This window comes from Niveispirillum sp. CC-CTL257 (genome assembly GCF_059489915.1).
The window spans coordinates 3,355,205-3,374,727 of record NZ_JCAJXE010000001.1 but is presented as its reverse complement, the minus strand read 5'-3'; the positions used below and the strand labels follow the sequence as shown (position 1 = coordinate 3,374,727).

The window sequence follows — 19,523 nt, the reverse complement described above, 5'->3', positions numbered from 1 at the left end:
TGGTCCACCCTGTCCGCCAGACCCTCAATTCTACCCCAGTCCTGGTACCCGTGAAAGCGTGAAGCATGGTCCCCTCACACCAACCGCTGGGTCAAAACCGCTTCGCGCTTCGTCTGTGACGGCAGCCAGGCGGTACGGCCCAGCACGCGGTCCTGGCGATCGGGCTTGAATTCCACCGCCGGCACCTCTTCCGCCTTCAGGCGCAGGCGCAGGGTGATACCCAATTCCGGTCCCGCATGCAGGGCCACCAGATCGGCCAGCGCCTTCGCCGCGTCCCCGCCCGGAAGAAAGGAGCGGAAGGTGGGCAGGTCCAGCGGCCCCAGTTCAACCGTGATCCCCGCCCCCTGGTCCCAGACGCGCGCGCCCAGGACAGCGCCGACGCCCAACCTGACATTATCGCCCTTGTCGCCCAGACGCGTGCGATCCTCCGGCTCCAGTTCCATCCAGTCGCCGGTCAGCGGCTCCACCCGCACCGGCACCGCGAAATGCGCCGCCAGCAGCCGTTCCAGCCCATGCTGGCTGGCCACGGGCCGGTTCAGCAGGCCAGAATGCCGGTACAGCGACCGGTCGGGCAGCGACAGCCGGCGGCGCAGATCCTCAACCCCCAGCCCGCACAGGGCGGCCAGCCAGTCGGCCAAGCTGGTGCGCCACGGTGCCTTGCCGGTCATATCGGGCCGGTGCGCCCGCCGGGCGCGCACCAGCAGGCTGGCCAGCCGGTGATTGAACAGGTCCAGGAAGTCGCGCATGGCGGCATCGCCGGCCCGCACCCGCTCGGCCAGCAGTTCCGATACCGGCGGCGGCAGCGGCGCGAACGGCCCACCCAGGCCCAGAAAGTTGATCTTCGCCCGGAACCGTGTGCGCCCCGATGGCGTTTCCCGCCGGTCGATCCGTTCCAGCGGGTCGGCCGACGGGCGGGCGCGCAGGCTGGCATGGAAACGGATGGCTTCCTGCCCGGCATCGGCCCCTTCGCCCACGGGCACAGGTGCCGCCCCACCGCGCGCGGCGTCGCGTTCCATGATCAAGGCCGCCTGATACAGGTCGAACCATTCCGGGTTCGACCTGAGTTGGCTGATCAGAGAATGTTCCGTTCGCCAACCCGCGCCGGCCATCGCTTCCACACTCCCTCGCGCTGCACGCTGTTCAGCACCAGTTGGGTAAAATTGTTGACCCGGCCATAAAGCGCCAGGAACCGGTCCAGTACGCTGGCCAGAAGATAGGCACTACCGCCCGCGAACTGGCTTTCATCGATGGTCAGACTGATTTCGGTGCCCCGGACAAAGCCGCGCCACGCCTCATCGCCCAGCCGCCGCGTCACGGGGCGCGACGACAGGGCCGTCATGCCGCCTGCCTGCTGATGCACGGCAAGGCCGCAGCCCTCGCCATACAGCACCATGATCTCCCTGAGCGCCCGCAGCGCCGACCCACTGCCATCATCGGCCAGCGACAGATGGTTCAGGGTCAAGGCAGAAACCAGCTGCCACAGGGTTTCGCCCTGTTCGGGCGCACTGATCTGCGGCGTAGGTCGGGTCAGGCAGCGCACTTCCCGCACCGGCGCATCCACCTCCAGGTTCAGCACCGTATCGGGCGGAAGCTGTTCGGCCATGCCCCGGTTGGTGCAGAGTGTGTGCGCGAACAGGGTGCGCGTGGGCGGCAGCGACGGGTCAAGCGCCAGATCGACAAAGGACAGGAACATGTCCGTCCCCGGCATGTCGGCCCGCACCGTGGGACGCCGCCGTGCCATCCAGAAACAGTCGGGTGCCGACCGTACCGCCAGATGGTCGTAGGAGAAGAAGGGGCGCACCAAAGCCGTCTCGTCCGCCCGGTTCATGACGGCGGAGACCTTCTGGATCGAATGGATTTCCGTGGACCGTTCCCAGCGGCTGTCGGGCAGCAGGCGATATTCCGACTGCGTCTGATCCAGGCGCAGCGGCTCGCTGGTCTTGGGGAACAGGTTGATGATGGGGGCGCAGTTCAGGCGCACCGTCACCCGTTCCAGCCGCTCCGCCCGTTCTGGCTGCTGATCCAGCAGGAAGAACAGGTCCACCTCCGACCCCGTGGGCCAGGCCGCAGGATTGCCGTCCGCATCGGTGAAATCCACGTCCAGGAACAGGAATTTCTGCGGGAACACAAAATATTCCCGGATCAGGCGATAGCCCTGATGGGCATGGGCCGGAAAGCGCAGCAGATCCTCTTCCGGTGCAAAACCGACGGGCGACAGGCAATCCCGCTTCAAGGTGGCGGTCGGTTCCGCCCCGTCCACCGCCGGGGCCAGCACAACGGCGCGTGCCTGATCCAGCAGCATTTCCATCAATGGCCCGGCAACCGCCGGCTCGCCATCCAGGAACAGGCGCAGACGGTCGGGCTGCATATCGGCGAAGGTCAGGTTGCCCTGGGCCCGCAGCCGCAAGCGCCAGACGGCCGCCCCGCCCAACCGCGCCATAAAGGGGAATTTCTCGGGCCGCAGCATCTCCTGCCGCACCACCTGCAGCGGCCACAGCTTCACCGGATAACAGGTGTTGAAGCGGCAGGTCAGCCCGTGCGAGGGGCTTTCGGCATGCAGGGCGATATTGTCGGGCAGTTGAAAACCCTGTGCCGCCCGCGCCTGACCGGGGTCCACCTCAAAATGCGCGATGGCCGCACTGGGCACCGGGGCCGTGAGGGCGGGGTAAAGCGTGTCCAGCAGGGCCGACGGGATCAGGGGGAATTCAGCGTCCAGCGTGCGCTGGATACGCGCCGTCAGGAAGGCAAAACTTTCCAGCAGTCGTTCTGTGTGCGGATCGCGGCTTTCATGGCCGTTGAAATCCAGTCGCCCCGCCACGCGCGGATAGGCGCGTGCAAATTCCGCACCCTCATTGCGCAGATACATCAGTTCGCGTTCATAGGCCGCGAACAGGGCCTCGGCCTCGTCACGCGGCATCGCGACCTCCCGAGGCGTCGCGCAACATCACGGGGAAACTGACCGGTTCGAGCCGGTCGTCCAGCCGGATGGAGCCCGTGACCTCCACCAGCAGGGCGCGGCGGCCATGTTCGGGCGGCAGCACCGTGAACCAGGCCCCTTGCCGGCGCAGCCCCTGATTGGGTGGCAGCGATGCGGCGCGCTGCGACCATTCCGTCAGAAATGCGTCCTTCAAGGCCGGCGTCAGGCGCGACACATGCACGCGCGGGGATAAAAGCCGGGGTTCGAAAGTCGCGATCGCCGTCTCCAGTTCCGCCACCAGGGCCGCCTCGGCAGCGCTGTCGAAAGGCTGGAAGCCCGACAGGTCGGGAATGCCGTAATCTAGGGTCGTGCGCCGACGCCCCGCCATGACGTCGCGCGAACGCGGGCAGCGGGTGTTGAGCAGCAGCGATATCTCCCCCGCGATGGACAGGATCAGCCCGTCGCGGTCCAGCATGGACTGCGCACCTGCCGCCTCCCCCGTATCGACCAGCCGGTCGAACAGCGGGGCGGCCACACCTGGCATCAGGCGGGGACCCGTGATCATGCATCCTCCCGTCGGGGCGGCACAAAGACACCGGCGCAAAGGCCCGATACCGGTCCAGGGTGGGCAACGCCCGCTCTGGACCGGTTGGCGCGTTGAGCGCCCGCGGGCACGTGCCCGCGCAAGCCAAGGGCGCGGATGCGCCCGCCCGGCGCCTGAGGGCGCGTGTTAAGACACTTCCTGCTTGATCAGGTCGTGCTTGACCGGCTGGGCGCCTTCGCCCGTGCCGTCATCTTCCTTCTGCGGGATGTACTTGTACTCGACGGTGCCATAGGAGAGCGTGATCGTCTCCGTCGGGATGTCGCCGGTACCGCCGCCGATGGACACGTTGGAGACGATGATCTTCTCCATCGTGATCACCAGATATTCCACCGGCTTGTTGTCGCCGTTGGAACGATAGGCGGAGAAGACACCCTTCTGAATGTGCTTGCCGCTCCAGCACATTTTCAGCAGGTCGTCGGTCGACGCGTCGATGTACTTGGTGAAGGAAAAGTCGGAGTGGTTCGCCTGCTCCACGGTGCCGCCGCCCGCACTGCTGCGGGTGGGGGAGGTGGGCTGGTTGAAGGAATGGCTCCAGGACAGGACCTGGATTTCGCCGGTATGGCTGCTGTCGGTGCTCTCACCCGTGATATCCGGGGTGGTGAGCTTAAGGAACATATTGCCGGCCATGGCCGCTCTCCGTCTCGATGTCTGTTCGGTCTATGACAGGGCGGGACCGGCCGGAAGACCCGGCCGGTCCCCATGGGATCAGGCAGCCGGCGCCGGCAGTTCGGCGACGAGGCGGATGGAGGCGGTCAGTTCCTCCAGCTGGAAATGCGGCCGCAGGAATACCGTGGCGCGGTAGGCGCCGGGCTTGCCAGGCACGTCGAACACATCGACGCGGGCTTCGCGCAGCGGATACTTGGCCTTCAGTTCCTGGCCGGCATCGTCCTTGCCCAGCACATAGTCCATGACCCAGGTGTTCAGGAAGGTCTGAACATTGTCCTTGGTCATGAAGCTGCCGACCTTGTCGCGCATGATGACCTTGATGTAATGCGCGAAACGCGAGGCGTTCAGCACATAGGGCAGCATGGCGGAGATGCGGGCATTGGCATTGGCCGCGTCCGTATTGTACAGGCGCGGCTTGTTGGCCGTCTGGCCGCCGAAGAAGGCGGCATAGTCGGTGCCCTTGCAATGGACCAGCGAAATGAAGCCGAGATCGTTCAGCTCCTTCTCGCGGCGGTCGGTGATGGCGATCTCCGTCGGGCATTTCAGCGCGACATCGCCCTCGTCGGTGCGGAAGGTGTGAGCCGGCAGACCCTCGACCTTGCCGCCGCCTTCGACGCCACGGATGGCGGCGGTCCAGCCATGCTTGGCAAAGGCGTCGGTGATGCGCTGCGTCAGGACATAAGCGGCATTGCCCCACAGATACTTCTTGTGGTCACGACCGTCCGTATCCTCCACGAAGTTCACGCCCTCGACCGGCTTGGTGTCCGGGCCATAGGGCAGGCGCAGCAGCACATGCGGCAGCACCAGGCTGACATAACGGCTGTCCTCGCTGTTGCGGAAGGACCGCCACTTCACCAGCTCCATGCTCTCGAAGATCTTGGACAGATCGCGCGGCACGCCCAGTTCGGTAAAGCTGTCCATGTCAAAGAGGCGCGGGGACGCGGCGGAGATGAAGGGCGCGTGCGCAGCGGCAGCCACGTTCGACACCAGTTCCAGCAGCTTCACATCGTTGGGATGGCGGCCGAACTCGTAATCGCCCATCAGCATGCTGTAGGGGTTGCCGCCGAAGGTGCCGTACTCTTCCTCGTACACCTTCTTGAACAGCGCCGACTGGTCGAACTCGACGGCCTTTTCCAGGTCCTTCAGCAGTTCGTCCTTAGTGATGTTCAGGATGCGCAGCTTCAGGCTCGTGCTGGTCTCGGTGTTGAAGACCAGGAAGGACAGGCCGCGCCAAGTGGCTTCCAGCTTCTGCAATTCGGGATCGTGCAGGATCTCGTTCAGCTGGGCCGACAGCAGATCGTCGATCTCGGCGATCTTGTCATTGATCAGGGCCACAACGTCGTTGCCGACCGTGCCGCCTTCTTCGGCCAGCACGGAATTGACGAACTCGGCAACCAGATCGCGGGCGAATTCCTTCTGGCTGTCGTCACGCGCCAGCTTGCCCTCGACAATGATCTTGTCAAGCAATGTAGTATCGGGCATCGCAAAGCCTCCATCGGCTCGGCCGGTACGCCTTCAGAGGCGCCGGCCCGGAATGATTTCAAGCGGGTTGCCGGCGCTTACGCCTGCGGTTGCAGCAGCTTCTTCAGCTCAGCCTGTTCTTCCGTGCTCTTCACAACGGAGGACAGCAGGGCGTCGAGGCTGTCATTGCCGTCCAGCTTGGTCAGCAGGTCGCGCAGACGCTTGCGGGCATCCAGAAGCTTCTTCAGCGCCGGAACCCGCTCCATGATCTCGACCGGGTCGAAATCATCCATGTGCTTGAAGGACAGCTCGACGCCCAGCTGCTCGTCGCTGTCCTTCACCAGCCGGTTCGGCACGCGCAGCGTGACGCGCGGGGTGGCGGCGGACAGCACCTCGTTGAAATTGTCGCGGTCGATCTCGACGAACTTGCGGTCCTTGACCGGGGCCAGGGCCTCGGCGGGCTTGCCCGACAGATCGGCCATGATGCCGACGATGAAGGGCAGCTCGCGCTTCTCGATCGCGCCGCCGGTCTCCACGTCATAGGTGATCTGGACCCGCGGCGGGCGGACCCGGCTCAGCTTATGCTGCGTACTCTCAGCCATCATGTACCCCCTTTTTGCAGCCGGCGCCCGGTTACGTGATCGGTCCGCCGCGTCAGTCAGTTGGAAGAGATATCAGACAATCACGCTCACTCGGGACTCAATTAAAGCGATTTTGATCGAGAAAACCACTCGACCTTTGAGACTCCTTGGTTCTATCCGGTGTCACCCGGCGCCCCCACCAGTTCAAAGATGGCGGCGACGTCCTTCCGGCCCCGGCTCAACTCCCCCAGCAGCACCGGCAGTGGCAGATCGCGCCACTGCACGATGCGGTGCAGGATGTAGGGCGTGGGGCTGTGGGGTTCTGTCCTGGCCAGAAAATCGGCGATTTCGGCCAGTTGGCGATAGGCGTCGCGGCGGGACGCGATGGGACCGGCGGCGGAGAGAGCTTGGCCGCCCGCGGCGGGCGCCTCTTCCTCGTCCAGTTCCAGCACGGGTTCCTCCGTCTCGGGCGGCGCCTGTTCCTCATCAATCATCGCTGGATCCTCCCCGCGTTCACGCAGGATGGTCTGGGCCCATTGCGTCATGTCGCTCAGGCGTTGCACCAGTTCGCTCATGGACGGGGCATCGCCATTCAGTTCCGCATCCAGTGCGGCCCGCAGCCCTTCCAGCGCCCCCGACACCGCGCGCAGCGAGATGTAGAGATCGCGGTAGAACGGCGTGCCCGTGCCACGGACCGTGGCGTTGAACAGCTGCAGGGTGACGGGTGCGGGGCCGGTTCTGCGGCCATTGCCCTCATTCCCGCCGCCCATCGCCTGCAGGCGCTGGCTGTTCAGGAAATCGCCGAAGGTCAGGCCGGCCTCGCGATCACCGGGCGGATTGGTGACGGCCAAGGTCAGGACCATCACCACCAGCCGGCTGTTCAGCCATTCGAACACCAGGGCCAGACGCGACCGGTCTCCATCCTCGTCGGCACGCGGATGCAGGCTGGTGCCGCGCCCTTCGACCAGCCGGGCCAGCAGGATCAGCCCCGCCTCCATGCCCGGCATGCCGTAACGGCCCAGCAGCGCCTCGCACAGCCAGGCGGCCACCTGTGCGTCCTTGCTGCGCGCGGTCAGAACGCCCTTGGCCAGCCGGATCACCTCCGACCAGTCGGCCCGCTTGCGGTCGGATTTCCACACGCCCTGCGGCAGGTCGGCATCCTCACGCCGCGCTTCCTTGATCAGATCATGTTCAGCGCCATAGCGGATATCCTCGCCGGCGGGGTCGCCGCCGGGAATATCGGCCAGCAGCGCCTCGATATCGATGGGGGGCTTGCTCTGGACAGGGCTCATTACCGGCCTCCCCCTACGCTGGCATTGTCATAGGGCGGGGCCTCCACGGGGAAGGACGGCAGGATATGGCGGCGCTTGGCCGGCGTGCCCCCGCCCTCTGCGGGGGGCGGTACCGACGCCAGGGCGACACGGACATAGATGCGGCTTTCCTTCTCGGCCTTGCCCAGGGGATCGCTGCCTGCCGGGATAGTTGGGATGGTGAAGCGCAGCAGATGGGGCTGCGGATCGCCGCCCTTGCCCACATCCTGGTCGCCGGCCTTCTGATCCTGCAAAAGGCGCAGCAGGGCCCAGCGGCCGGTATAGCCGAAGATCGCGGACCGATCCTCCACCCCCGGCCCGCCATCCAGCGCCAACGGCACCTCTGCCCCATCCTTGGCCCAGCGCAACCGCAATGCCACGGGATCACCGGGACGCCAGGTGGCGATCTGCTGTTCCGGGCCATTATGCAGCAGGCCACCGCCTACCTGCAGCACCCATTCAATGATCTGGTTGGCCCCCTGCTCGCGCTGACGGTTCACGCGGAAATCGGCGGTGACCTCATAGGCACCCGCCTCCGGCGGCTTGCCGGCATCGGGGGCGGCAAACGGGGCCAGGAAGGTTCGCATTTTCAGCACCGATTCGACAAACCGGGCGGCGGGGCGCAGGTCGGTGCTGGTCTTGGCCCGCGCCGACAGGATGGGGTAAAGCCGTTCCGCCACCGGCCCATAATCACGCAGGAACAGGGCCAGCTCGTCGGGATCGGCCTCCTCGGCCACATCCGGGTCGGTATCGCGCGCCGTGAAGGGATAACGGCCCGCCAGCTTGGTATTGAACGTCTCAGCCAGTTGCCCGTAATCGGCCTGCACCGCCGCCCCTGTCAGGTTCTGACAGCGTTCCAGCAGCTGTTGGCGGATCAGTTCACGGCGATAGAGGAAGAAATCGCCCGACTGCGCCTTTTCCGACCCCGCCAGCTTTGCCTCGCAATTATCCAGCCGTACCTCGTCCAGGTCGAAGCGAATGAACTGTTCCAGGGCGGCCAATGTGCTGCCCGGTGCCTTGGCGCGGTATTGCAGCAGTTCACGGCCCAGCGATTGCCACGACCCCAGTACGATCGGGTCCTGCCAGCCGCTGCCCAGCTCGGCCCGCGTCATGAAGGCTTCCAGCGGCCCGGCCAGATTATCCCACAGCAGGTCCAGCCGACCGCGCATCCCGTCCAGGTAATGGGCCGTGGCAACGGCATCGGTCGCATAGAAGCCGGCGGGGCGCGGCGATCCCTGACCATCCCAGCCTTCAAAGCCTTCAGCGGCTTCATAGAAGGACTGGGTACTGGCCAGTTCCTCCAGCTCCTGCAACAGGTTGCCCGACTGTTCGCGCAGCACCTGACGCAGTTCGGCATGCAGCCGGTCCATCTTGTACTGTGACAGGGTGGTCAGCAGCGCCATCAGCTGTTCACGGGCGTTCGACAGATCGCGAACCTGATTGGTCAGTGACGCCTCGCCATAATCATCGACGTCATTGTCTTCCACGGCCAGACGCTGCGCCGCCACCAGTTCGGCCCGCAGCGCATTCTCCAGCCGCTGCTTGGCCATGCGGTCCGCGGCCCCCTGGAATTCCGACGGGATGCGGGGCAGGTCGGTGATGCGGAAATCCTCATAGGATTGCTGATACGCGATGGCCTGGGCCAGATGCTCGGTGTCCCAGCTCATGCCCCGACCGGAAAAAGCGGGTGGGGCCGATGCCAGCTTTTCAGCGGCACGCGGGCGCATGAAGGGTCGGGCCAGGGCCGGCTGGAAATGTTTCGACAAGCCATCCAGATGGTCGTTCAGACGCAGGCCGGGACCGCTCGTTACAGGCACGAACAGGGGCTGACCCTGACTGTCCTTCAGACCGGTCAGATAGTCGCGCAAACTCGCCTGCGCGCTGCGCAGATCGACCGCGAACTGTTCGTGGATTTCCCGTCCCACCGTGGGCGTGTCCATGGTGCGCAGCAGGTCGGCCAGCATCGGGTCGGTGGTGATGTCGCGCAGGCCCAGCCAGAAGAAGCCGGGATCGTCCAGCATCTGGCGCACATCGACCAGGGCGTTGGCCATGTCCTGCATGCGCGCCCCGACATCGGTGCCCGACCGGGGCTGACGCACATCCACGACGGCATCGCGCAGCCGGCCGGCGCGCTGCGCAATCTCCCCCGACGGGCCCAGCCGGGCCAGGACCGCGCGCGACATCTTCTCCACCACGGGGCGGATGCGGCGGGGATGATCCTCGTTGACCTGCTCCAGCCTGATCGATTCCAGACCCAGCTGATAAAGCCGCGAGTTATGCGCGAAATTACCGTCCAGCTTAGTCTTGAACAGGCTGTTGGACAGGTCGGCCAGCCCCTCGACCGGGCCTTTGGTCACGCCATGATATTGGGCCGACAGGCGGTCCAGCTTGGCTACATCAGTCAGGAAATCGGACATCACCTTCAGGTCGGCGCTGCCGGACAGAAGGTAATAGCCATCGCTGGTCGCCTTCTCCACGCCGGGATGGCGGGCAAGATCGAGATAGCGGGCCTCCAGCTCCTTATGCAGGGAGGCGAGCACAATATGGTTGATGCCGCGCCCGAAGGCCGCCACCACCTCATCCTCCGTATCCCCGGACCAGGAGGAAGGGATAAGGCCGTAGAACAGGAAGCCCCGGCTGATCGATTCGAAATCCGTCAGCAACTGGCGGGCGGCTTCCACATCAAACGTATCCCCCTGCCCTGCCGCCATGTCGCGGCGGATCAGTTCCAGGGGCGGTTCCAGCGTGGCGACCAGCCGGCGCAGCGAGGCATCGACCAGCACCAGCCCCACGACCAGCGCCACCGTCAACCCCACCAGCCCCAGCTGTGCCATGCGCGCACCGCGGGTACGGGCCACCAGCCCGGCACGGGCAGGGCGGGTCAGGCGCGTCTCACGGAACAGCTTTTCCGACAGAAGGTCGGTGATGAACATGACCTTGGCCGGGGTCACATCCAGTGGCGCTTCCTCCACGACGGGACCACCGCCGGGACGCAAGCCGGCCAAGGCCGCCGACAGCGGCTGCGGTCCCACAGGGGCCACAGGGGGCGCGGTGAGCGGCGGCGGCGCACCGACCAGCAGATGCGCCGGTTCCAACTCCGCCTGCGCGCCCGTAAACCAGATGCCCCGCAGGAAATGGCCTTCCTGATAGGGCGGCACCCGCATCACGCGGCTCAGGATGGTCTTCAGCGGCGACGCGATGGACGAGAAGGCACCGGGGAAACTGAACATCCCGTCGGGATCGGTTGGCTTATCCAGCCCGGCGGCGGCGTGGACATAATGCGCCCACAGGTCACGCACCAGATCGACCATGGCCTTGTCGATGTCAGCCGGCTCAAACGGCAGGTCGCTGACATGCGGTTGCGACCAGCCCAGCATGGTGTCGGGACCGCCGGCGGGCGGCATCTGCCAGAAATCGCTGAAGCCGGGCAGGCGGTCACACTGGGTGATGACGATATGGACCGGCAGGCGCAAACCCGTCTGCCGCATCAGGTCCAGCAGCCGTTCCTGCAGGATGTCGCCCTTGGCCAGCAGGCTGTCAGGGCCCAGCGCACCCGCCCCCGTCAGGTCGGTAACGGGAATGGTCAGGATAACCCCGTCCAGCCCGCGTTGCGGTCGGTGGATCTGCAATCGCCGGGTCAGGCCACGCCAGCGGTCGCGGTCACCGGCCCGCCCCTCCGCCGTCATGATCAGGGCGCCACGGGCATCGATGACGATACCGCCCTCAAATGCGTGCAAGGTCGCATCCTTGCCGATGGGCGTTTCTTCTAGCGGCAGCAGACGGGGCACGCGGGCCGAATGTACCAGCGAGCTTTTGCCGCTTCCGGCCTCCCCAATCAGCAGGAACCAGGGCAGGGCATAGGGCGACTTCACGCCGGCCCAATCGGACAGCCGGCGCAGGGTGGTGATGAAGGCCATGCCGGTACCCGTGTGGCGACCGACGGAGGGGGCCGCACCCGACGCGGCAGTGGTGCCCGTTGCCCCCCCCTTTTCCGGCTTGGCCGCTGCCTTGCCACGCTTCAGCGTCACGATGACCAGGATCAGCACCAGCAGCGCCAGCAGCCCAAGGCCCAGCGCCACCCAAAGCCCATATTCCGCCAGGAAGACCCCGATATTCATCGCGCGGCCTCCGGCTTGGCGGCGGGGATGGCCGGGGCGGCGGGTGCCGCAACCGGCTTCTCCGCTGTCACCGGGGCCGCCAGCGGCCCCAGGCGATAGGTGCGGACAAACCAGATCCCGTGCGCCACCGCCGTATGCAGGGCCAGCACGATCAGCAGACCGTAAAGCCAGGGCCGCAGGTGCGGCAGCCGCACCTCCCTACCCTCGGTAACGGTGGCGGTATAGGCGGTCGGGCAGAGCAGCGGCGCCGGCCCATCATATCCCGCCGCGTCGGCCAGACGGTCGGCCAGCCCCTGACGGTAACGGCGGCGCACGGGTTCATCCTGGGGCCGGTGATACCGCCCCCGAAAACCCAGCGACAAGGCCGCCAGATAGACCGACAGCAGCTCATATTCCTGCTGCGGCGGCCCGGCCAGAAGAACGTCGAGCCGTTGAAATACCCGCTCCCCGGCCACCCTTGTGCCGAACAGCGACATTTCCAGCAGATTGTCCAACCAATGCTCCCTGCCGGTCCAGGCGTCGCCATGCAGCAGCACCTCATCGGCCAGGGCAGCCATCACATATTGCGCCTCACGGTACAGCTCGGCCCCGAACCGACCGCCCAGCCGCAGGGCCGTCGCGGCCTGGGTGTCCAGCAGCCGGTGCAGGCGGCGGTTGATACGCACCGCCACCTGGGCCGGATCAGGCAAGGGCTGCCCTTGTTCTGCCATGCGGTCGCCCAGCGACAGGGCACTGCGGATGCCCGACAGTTCGGCATGGAATTCCTGGAACATCGACAGCAAAGACAGGGCGCCGTTATGCGCCTCGTCTGCTTGCGGCCGTGTCGTCAGGGCGATGCTCATGCTTCATCCGCAGCGGTAGGAATGAACAGAAGGATTTCGCCCGGCCGCGACTTGGCCGTGCGATCCAGCGGATTGACGATCAGCAGCATTTCGCCGGCCTTCACATATTCGTCCTCGGCAATGCGGAACAGAACCATGTCGCGGCTGGTGGCGAAGCCCGATGCCTCTTCCGGGGGCAGGGCGGCACGCATGGCGCCGCGCAGGCGGTAGGACAGCAATTCCTCCACCTGCCCGTCGGGCACGATCAGGGCGGAGTCGATCCAGGCGGAAACCTCGTCCGTTCCCTGCCCGCCCTTCAGGCGCAGGCCCACGACCAAGCCCTTGCCCGTCAGCCAGTTCTCCTCGATCCGCAGCTTGAACCCATCGACCGTGGCCTGGAACGGCAGGGCGGAGAAGGCTTGGCTCACCAGATTGACGACACCGTCAAGCTGTGACAGCAGCGCGCCGATGCAGCCGCGCGGATTGTCATGGTCATAGGGTTCGGTCAGCGGCGGCGTCATGGCCGGACGCAGCACCGCCGTATGGCCCGCCACATTCTGCAAGGCCATGTACAGGTCGAACGGATGCACCTGCGGAAGGCGCAGCAGGGTTTCAAGCGCCGGCAGACCGGCCACCAGACACATGACGGTGAACCGCGCTTCGCCCCGGTTCACCTCATGCCCCTGGCTTTCGGCGACGTAAGTGGCCTTCTCCCGCAGCTTGGCCACCAGTTCCCGGCATTCGCGTGACAAGGCGTCATCCGGCTCCAGCGCCGGTGTCGGTGGCTGATAGGCGGTCAGCTGGAAGCCCTGATTGCGGAACTCCACCTCTGCGATGGGCAGGTGGGTATGGTGCGGCGGTACGTCTTCCGCCAGCAACAGCCGGGGCAGCGGACGCAGGCGCGGGACAGACAACTCCTGCTGGCCCGTATTCTCGTCCACCGCATTGCTGTGATAGGAGCCCCAGCGGGCCAGATTGTCGCGCGGCTTGGCGGCACCCGGATGATATTCCGGCACCACCAGATGCAGGCGCTTCGGCATGCGCAGCTTGTCCTTCACGGCGGCCAGATTGAAATCCAGCTCCGCCGCGAACCCGTCGGACCAGACCAGCAGCCCGTCCGGCAGCACCGCCTCCAGGCCGATAATCTGGAACCGGCCCGCCGCCAGCTGCGCCCGGTCGATCTCCAGACGCGTCACACCGTAATGAAAGGGCGACAGGCGGCGCATGTGATAGGCCAGTTGGGCCTCCCCATGCAGCCATGCCTGTTGCAGATGCTGCGGCGATAGCAGCATGCCCTCATGCCATTGCACGGGATCGGGAACAGGCTGGCTCAAGCGCTTTTCATCCTTGGCCATGATCATTGTCCTGCTTCCACGGAAAAGGCGCTGCGGCCCAGGCGCACCACGGGGTTTTCCATCCGGTCGACGCGGGCGCGGTGGGTTCCGGGTGTGGAATATCCGGCAAAGATGAAGGCACCGACGGCCTCATCTTCGTCTTCGCCGCTATCGACCTCGTATTGAATGCTACGCTGTGGAGAGAGTTCGAAGGAATGCACGCGCAACCCCGTGGGCAGGGCCAGCATGATCTGCGACTTGTCCTTGAACCATTGCGCCGATGCCAGATTGGAAACGGCGGCCAGCGCATCCTCGTCCATGGCAAAGACCAGATCGACGGCGACGGGCGCATCGGCATTGGCATCCATGGCCGCTGAAATCTTGAATTGTTCAGTATCGATGCTGGGCAATCCGCCGCCGCACCCGCCTAACGAGAGGCCGAGAATCAGGATTATCGCCGCCGTCGCAGCATGTGAAAAAGACCGGCACCGGGCAGCGGTCGAAACCACAGCAATCCCCTTGTCGCCCATTCGGGTCTATAGCTTCTGACCTCTCCAGAAGCGGTAATTCATAGTACCCCAATGAAATTCTGAATCTCCAGAATATTGGCGAAACAAGGGGTTCGCGCGTTCAACCTATGGCCGTCTCAGACGGGGTCCTTGGGCGCGGTTTTCGACTTGGGCTTCAAGGTTTTGATGGTTTCCATCAGTTTCTGCCCCAAGACCTTGATTTCGTCCCGCAGAGTCTTGAGCAGACGTTTTTCCATCGCCTGCATCGCCTCGGCCTGCCGGCGCTGCTCATCGGCCAGCTGGCCGATCTTTTCCATCAGCTCCGCATGATTTGGGGCGGGAATCGGAGAGGTTGTGGCGGAAATCCTAGGTTCCGTTCCTCCCACGACCGAAAGCCTGGGAGGGTTGACCGCAATCGGCAGCGGCTCTACCGGTGCGCGAATCGGAGGGTCATCCAACCAGACCTGAATCGTAGCATATGAGACTGAAAGCGCATCGGCGATCCTGCGATAGGACCATCCCTGTTTGCGCAGCCGTTCGGCAATCTCGCGCCGACGGCTGGCGGACGCGTGGCCGTCCACCTTGACGCCATTGGCCTCGGGCAGGCCGGCGACGATGGTGATATTGCCGTTGGTGCGTTCGCCCATGGGTCCAGGGTCCGTCCCGTGAAGGCGCGCCGGTGGCGCGCCCTTGGCATCGTATCAGAAAGAAGGCGGTGACCGCAGCCAAAGATCGCAGAGGCGCGATCATGCCTTCTGGCAGTTGGCCTTGTCCTCGCTCAACCCCCGGCAGATCAGGCCGGTGCTGGTCTTGAAGCTGTTGTCCGGGTTGCGGCGCACCGCGACGCGGTTGGAAAACTGTACCCACCCAGCGCTGCCCCAATGGGACCGGATACCGTTGGAGAAGGCCAGAGTCCCATCCGGGAACTTCACGACGGAGGTTCCGTCCTTGAAGGTGATGCGATCCCCGTCCAGGGTTACCACCTGCTTGTTAGAACAGAGCACCATGTCCTCCGTCCCTTCCTGGCGTGTACAGACCAGCGGATCATTGCCGCCCGCCAGCACCATCGCGAAGATCGTCACTTCCAGTATATTCAACGGCATTGCCGGCTCACTCCCGTCTGCGCCCCTGGCCCTACTATCCTAAATCCGGACCAGGATGAAAATACGCCGGAAGGGGAAGAGGGTGCTGCCATCGGCCTCCACCGGATAGGCCTCACGCAGCGCCGCACCATAGGCCGCCCGGAATGCGGCGGCCTGATCGGGCGGCAGCCTGTTGGTGACGGGCAGCAGGGCCGTGGCCGACACCCATTCCAGTACCGGGTCATCGCCTTCCAGCACCTGCAGGTAATCGCTGTGCCAGATATCGATGCTGCGGCAATGGGGCCGCAGGGTCCGCCAATAGGCATCTGCCGTCAGCACGGTCCCATGGTCCAGCGCACCGGTGAGGGCGTCCCGCCACGGCTGCCGCCCCGCCAGTTCGGCCAGCAGCCGGTGTGACGGGGCCGCGAAATTGTCCGGCATCTGCACCGCCAACACCCCGCCCGGTGCCAGGAATCCCGCCAGCCGCGCGAACAGTCCGGCATGGTCAGGCAGCCAGTGCAGAGCGGCATTGGAGAAGATCAGGTCGGGCGGCGTCCCCGGCTGCCAGTGCCCGATATCGCCCTGTTGCCAGAAAACCCGCGATGCGGTCTCCGCCGCCTTGGCCAGCATGACGGCATCGCTGTCCAGCCCCGTGACGGTGGCTGCCTGGAACCGGTCCGCCAGTTGCCGCGTCAGATAGCCGGTGCCACAGCCCAGATCGGTGATGGCGTCCGGCATGATGTCGGGGATGGCCGACAGAAGATCACGCCCCGGCCGTTCGCGCAGGACGCGGTAGCGCTCGTAAAGGTCCGGGTTCCAGGCCAACGCATCCTCCCGCTTCGCCAAACACCGCCATGGTGGCGCGAAGCGGCAGGGCCGGCAAGCACCCAACCAGTATTAAGCCGCCGCCGCTTCCGACACAGGCAGTTGCCGCGCCAGATGCGCACCCAGGCGCAGGGACAGGGCCACGATGGTCAGCGTCGGGTTGGCCCAGCCGGAGGTGGGAAAGACGGAACTGCCGGCCACGAACAGGTTCTCCTTGCCCCAGACCTTGGCATTGGCATCGACCACGCCGGTGGACGGATCGGCCGACATGCGGGTGGTGCCGATATGATGGTGTCCGCCTTGCAGCACATCATGATGGTCGCCATCATCCGCCCCCGTGGGCCAAGCATCGGTCCCGTCCAGCAGCCAGTCATCCAGATGGACACGGCCCAGGCCGGTGCGGGCCAGTTCCGCCCCCACCAGTTCGGTGACGGCATGGGCCGAACGCTTATCCAGCGGCGACAATTGCCAGTCCAGGTCGGCCCGGCGCTGACCCAGCATATCGCGGACCTGCGACAGGCGCACACGGCTGTCGGGATTGGGCGCCTGCTCACCGCGCACCAGCAGATAAAGCGCCTTGGGCTGCGCGATCAGGGCGCGGCGGCGGACATAACGGCGGAACAGATTGCCCGGCACCGTGGGCAGCACCGGCAGCAGCCGCATCAGGTTGCGCCCCGCCCCTTCCGGCCACCATTGCCCCTTCTTCCAGGCGGCATTCAGCTCGGTTGCCGCATCCGTCACGCCGGCGAAAGACCGGTAATAGAGCGCGATGGAGCTGTTCAGCACGCCCAGTTCCGCCTGCTTTTCCGCGGACAGGACCAGGGAGGGGCAGAGCGGGGGCATGTGGCGCGGATAGGTGGTGCGCAGCTGTTCCAGAAGCCGCACCGGATTATCGGTCTGCACCCGCGCCGTCCGGCATTTGGGATGTTCCATGAAGAAGCGGCCGACCAGATCGCGGCCATTGCCGATGCCTGCCTTCTCCACATCATTGGAGGCCAGAAGCAGGCGCGCATTCTCGATCCCGCCGGCGGCCAGCACATAATGGCGCGCCCGTACCAGGTGCCGCGTACCCGACGGCGTGGCCAGACGCAGGCCCGTAACCCGGCGGGCATCGCCGGCCACATCGATATTCACGACGGTGCCCCGCAGTAAGGTGCGCACGCGCGGGCTGGCGTCCAGTTCGGCGCGGAACGCCTCCCCGAACCGCTGCGCCTTCATGCGCCAGAACCGGGCCTGTACCAGGGCGGGATCAAAGCCGGGATCATCCAGCCCCGCCTCCAGCCACAGGTCGTTGAACTTCGCCTCCCCCACACCGCACAGTTCGGCGGCAAGCTGGTAATCGCCGGCCAGATCAGTCGCAGTCACGGGCCAGCCGCTGTGCGGGACCCAGTCGCGGCGCTCGAAATCGATGGGGTCCAGCGGCACGCAACGCCCCGACCATGTGGCCGTGGTCCCGCCCAGCACGCGGTTGCGCGTCACGTCCAGCGGGTAATAGGGCAGGCCCACATTCTCCCCGCTGTTCAGGCTTTGCAGTTCGGCCTCCAGTGTCGGCCCGCCGCTTTCGATCAGGCAGACATCGCTGCCCGCGCGGGACAATTGCAGGGCCAGCGCGATACCGGCAGCGCCCGCGCCGACGATGGCAACATCGGCGGCGAATTCCTGGTCGGGCGGCAGGGACAGCAGATCGATCAACATGATGACACGTCCGGGTTGGCTCAATTCCATGGTTTACGCACCAGCGCCGGCCTTATTCCCTGCGGTGCCAAAATTTTTGTGGCAGCGCAGCATGGCACGCCTGTCCGGGAAAATTTCGCATGGTACGGGAATAGGCGGGGCCAAGCGGCGTATATGCTTCAAACACCGCAAACCAACAGATGGGTCCCTGGCCGTGCTTCCCGACATCACCCGCCATATACCGGCGCTGCGCCGCTATGCGCTGGTGCTGACCCGCGATCCGGGGCAGGTGGAAGACCTTGTCCAGGAAAGCCTGGCCCGCGCCCTGGCCGGCAGCCGCACCTGGCGGCCCGGATCGGACCTGCGCGCCTGGCTTCTGTCCATCACCCACAACACCTTCATTTCCGGCTGGCGGCGCGAACAGGTGGCGCGCACGGGCCTGGAACAGGGGGCGGAGATGCTGCCGACACCCATGGCCGCCGCCCTGCCCGACCTGCGGGTGGAGGCACGACAGGTGGTGGAGCGGCTTCTGGCCCTGCCCGATGGCATGCGTGAGATTCTGCTGCTGGCCGTGGTGGAGGAGATGAGTTATCGCGAGATCGCGGATATGCTGAACATCCCGCTGGGCACCGTCATGTCCCGGCTGGCACGCGCCCGTCAGGCCCTGCGGCAGCAGGCGGATGACGGGCCTGCCACGCCCGCCGAACGCCGCGCATCCTTCAAGTTGGTGGAGTAGGCCGATGCATCCGTTCGACCCGATCACCGAGGATGACCTGAACGCCTATATCGATGGCGGCCTGGACGCACGCCGCCGGGCGGAGGTGGAGCGCTGGCTGGCCCAGTACCCGGAGGAAGCGGCACGCGTGATGGCGGAGCTGGGCGATGCCGACCTGCTGCGCGAAGGGCTGGGTGACAGCGGTTTCGGTGCCCCGCCGGACGGGGAGACACGCCATCTGGCCTTGCGTCTGCGCCGCCGCCTGATTTGGCGCGGGGCGGAACATGTGATGCAGCGCGCCCTGGTCATCGTCCTGTGTCTGGCCGCCGGCTATGGGCTCAGCTGGCTGCCCATCGGGGCACAGCCCTCGGCGGAGGCGGCGCATATCGTACCCCTGTTCGCGGATGAGGCGGCGGAAGCCTTCCGCACCGCCATGAAAGAGGTGCGCACCGACCAGAGCCTAGCCTATCCCACACCTGAGGTGCCGGCCCGTCTGGCTGCTGTCGATGCTGCACACCCCCTGCCCATCCCCGACCCGCCCAGCCAGCGCTGGCGGCTGCTGGGCGCACAGCTGGCGGCCTGGGACCGGGGCGACGCCGTGCAGGTCTTCTGGCGGCACGAAACCAAGGGCACAATCATGCTGTTCGTGACGGAAGACGGGGTGGACCCTGCCGAACCCGCCGTCGCCCCCACGCTTGGCCATACGGACGAAGGCGACGTCATCTATTGGCGGTCCGGCCCCTATCTCTACGCCCTGATGGGCACCGCCGACATCAAGGCGCTGGAACGCGTTGCCAACCTGATCGCCCGACCCGTGCCGGGCTGAGTTTGCGCTTCCGCGCTTCTCTATTTATGAAATTTGTTTTATTTATTCTTCCCGCCAGCCAAGGGCCGTGATGCGCGCCT

The 19,523-nt window shown here is 65.7% G+C and carries 17 protein-coding genes; 2 read left to right on the top strand and 15 right to left on the bottom strand.

What is annotated here, in order from left to right:
* Positions 1-74: 74 nt before the first annotated feature.
* From tssG to ABC729_RS15825, 15 genes are all read right to left on the bottom strand, one after another.
* Complete coding sequence (gene tssG, locus ABC729_RS15895) at positions 75-1,109, bottom strand: type VI secretion system baseplate subunit TssG (RefSeq protein ID WP_495608516.1); 1,035 nt, start codon at positions 1,107-1,109, stop codon at positions 75-77.
* Positions 1,073-2,917 carry a type VI secretion system baseplate subunit TssF gene (tssF, locus tag ABC729_RS15890; protein WP_495608515.1) on the bottom strand — a complete coding sequence of 615 codons (1,845 nt, stop codon included), beginning with the start codon at positions 2,915-2,917 and terminating at the stop codon, positions 1,073-1,075. Before tssF ends, tssG begins: the two co-directional genes overlap by 37 nt.
* Positions 2,907-3,482 (bottom strand): type VI secretion system baseplate subunit TssE, encoded by a 576-nt coding sequence (gene tssE / locus ABC729_RS15885; RefSeq protein ID WP_495608514.1) that lies wholly within the window; start codon positions 3,480-3,482, stop codon positions 2,907-2,909. The genes tssF and tssE overlap by 11 nt, the downstream gene beginning before the upstream one ends.
* A gap of 165 nt (positions 3,483-3,647) precedes the next feature.
* Positions 3,648-4,148, bottom strand: coding sequence for an Hcp family type VI secretion system effector (locus tag ABC729_RS15880; RefSeq protein ID WP_495608513.1), 501 nt, complete (start codon positions 4,146-4,148; stop codon positions 3,648-3,650).
* Between the two features lie 78 nt (positions 4,149-4,226).
* Positions 4,227-5,669, bottom strand: coding sequence for a type VI secretion system contractile sheath large subunit (gene tssC / locus ABC729_RS15875; RefSeq protein WP_495608512.1), 1,443 nt, complete (start codon positions 5,667-5,669; stop codon positions 4,227-4,229).
* A 77-nt stretch (positions 5,670-5,746) separates the two neighbouring features.
* Positions 5,747-6,253 carry a type VI secretion system contractile sheath small subunit gene (tssB, locus tag ABC729_RS15870; RefSeq protein WP_495608511.1) on the bottom strand — a complete coding sequence of 169 codons (507 nt, stop codon included), beginning with the start codon at positions 6,251-6,253 and terminating at the stop codon, positions 5,747-5,749.
* A gap of 149 nt (positions 6,254-6,402) precedes the next feature.
* Entirely contained in the window at positions 6,403-7,521 is a 1,119-nt protein-coding gene (gene tssA, locus ABC729_RS15865) for a type VI secretion system protein TssA (RefSeq protein WP_495608510.1), read from the bottom strand.
* Positions 7,521-11,657 (bottom strand): type VI secretion system protein, encoded by a 4,137-nt coding sequence (locus tag ABC729_RS15860; RefSeq protein WP_495608509.1) that lies wholly within the window; start codon positions 11,655-11,657, stop codon positions 7,521-7,523. Before ABC729_RS15860 ends, tssA begins: the two co-directional genes overlap by 1 nt.
* The gene (locus tag ABC729_RS15855) at positions 11,654-12,499 is read right to left on the bottom strand and encodes a DotU family type IV/VI secretion system protein (RefSeq protein WP_495608508.1); all 846 of its coding nucleotides are present in this window, start codon (positions 12,497-12,499) and stop codon (positions 11,654-11,656) included. The genes ABC729_RS15860 and ABC729_RS15855 overlap by 4 nt, the downstream gene beginning before the upstream one ends.
* Entirely contained in the window at positions 12,496-13,833 is a 1,338-nt protein-coding gene (tssK, locus tag ABC729_RS15850; RefSeq protein ID WP_495608507.1) for a type VI secretion system baseplate subunit TssK, read from the bottom strand. Before tssK ends, ABC729_RS15855 begins: the two co-directional genes overlap by 4 nt.
* A 2-nt stretch (positions 13,834-13,835) precedes the next feature.
* The gene (locus ABC729_RS15845; RefSeq protein WP_495608506.1) at positions 13,836-14,222 is read right to left on the bottom strand and encodes a hypothetical protein; all 387 of its coding nucleotides are present in this window, start codon (positions 14,220-14,222) and stop codon (positions 13,836-13,838) included.
* A gap of 236 nt (positions 14,223-14,458) precedes the next feature.
* On the bottom strand, positions 14,459-14,968 hold the full coding sequence (locus ABC729_RS15840; protein WP_495608505.1) for a helix-turn-helix domain-containing protein: 510 nt from the start codon (positions 14,966-14,968) through the stop codon (positions 14,459-14,461).
* 99 nt (positions 14,969-15,067) lie between these two features.
* Positions 15,068-15,424 carry a hypothetical protein gene (locus tag ABC729_RS15835; protein WP_495608504.1) on the bottom strand — a complete coding sequence of 119 codons (357 nt, stop codon included), beginning with the start codon at positions 15,422-15,424 and terminating at the stop codon, positions 15,068-15,070.
* A gap of 39 nt (positions 15,425-15,463) precedes the next feature.
* Entirely contained in the window at positions 15,464-16,228 is a 765-nt protein-coding gene (locus ABC729_RS15830; RefSeq protein ID WP_495608503.1) for a methyltransferase domain-containing protein, read from the bottom strand.
* Positions 16,229-16,300: 72 nt separating this feature from the next.
* Positions 16,301-17,923 (bottom strand): FAD-dependent oxidoreductase, encoded by a 1,623-nt coding sequence (locus ABC729_RS15825; protein ID WP_495608502.1) that lies wholly within the window; start codon positions 17,921-17,923, stop codon positions 16,301-16,303.
* Between the two features lie 193 nt (positions 17,924-18,116).
* Between ABC729_RS15825 and ABC729_RS15820 the strand changes: the two genes are divergently transcribed.
* The gene (locus tag ABC729_RS15820) at positions 18,117-18,638 is read left to right on the top strand and encodes a sigma-70 family RNA polymerase sigma factor (RefSeq protein ID WP_495608501.1); all 522 of its coding nucleotides are present in this window, start codon (positions 18,117-18,119) and stop codon (positions 18,636-18,638) included.
* Between the two features lie 4 nt (positions 18,639-18,642).
* Positions 18,643-19,443, top strand: coding sequence for an anti-sigma factor family protein (locus ABC729_RS15815; protein WP_495608500.1), 801 nt, complete (start codon positions 18,643-18,645; stop codon positions 19,441-19,443).
* Positions 19,444-19,523: the final 80 nt, after the last annotated feature.